Here is a 787-nt window from a genome sequence, read left to right as displayed (position 1 = left end):
GAATCACTTGACCAGTGAGCTATTACGCACTCTTTCAAGGGTGGCTGCTTCTAAGCCAACCTCCTGGTTGTCACTGCGACTCCACATCCTTTCCCACTTAGCACACGCTTAGGGGCCTTAGTCGGTGGTCTGGGCTGTTTCCCTCTCGACTACGGAGCTTATCCCCCGCAGTCTCACTGCTACGCTCTCACTTACCGGCATTCGGAGTTTGGCTGACGTCAGTAACCTTGTCGGGCCCATTAGCCATCCAGTGCTCTACCTCCGGCAAGAAACACGTAACGCTGCACCTAAATGCATTTCGGGGAGAACCAGCTATCACGGAGTTTGATTGGCCTTTCACCCCTAAACACAGGTCATCCCCCAGGTTTTCAACCCTGGTGGGTTCGGTCCTCCACGCGGTCTTACCCGCGCTTCAACCTGCCCATGCCTAGATCACTCCGCTTCGGGTCTACAGCATGCGACTCAAACGCCCTATTCAGACTCGCTTTCGCTACGGCTCCCCCACACGGGTTAACCTCGCCACACACCATAACTCGCAGGCTCATTCTTCAAAAGGCACGCAGTCACATCACAAACAAGAGCAAGCCCTCGTTTACGCTCCTACGGCTTGTAGGCACACGGTTTCAGGTACTATTTCACGACCCCTCACCGGGGCGCTTTTCACCTTTCCCTCACGGTACTTGTTCACTATCGGTCATCAGGGAGTATTTAGGCTTACCAGGTGGTCCTGGCAGATTCACACAGGATTTCTCGGGCCCCGTGCTACTTGGGATCCCCTCAAACAGTC

At 54.8% G+C, this 787-nt stretch carries 1 rRNA gene; it reads right to left on the bottom strand.

Features of this window, described 5'->3' with window-relative positions:
• Nucleotides 1–787, bottom strand: a 23S ribosomal RNA gene (locus ACW9TB_RS39340); the annotation flags it as partial.

This window comes from Streptosporangium sp. H13245, from assembly GCF_055690525.1.
Note: the sequence above shows the minus strand (reverse complement) of the source record. Positions and strands in the feature narration are given on the sequence as shown.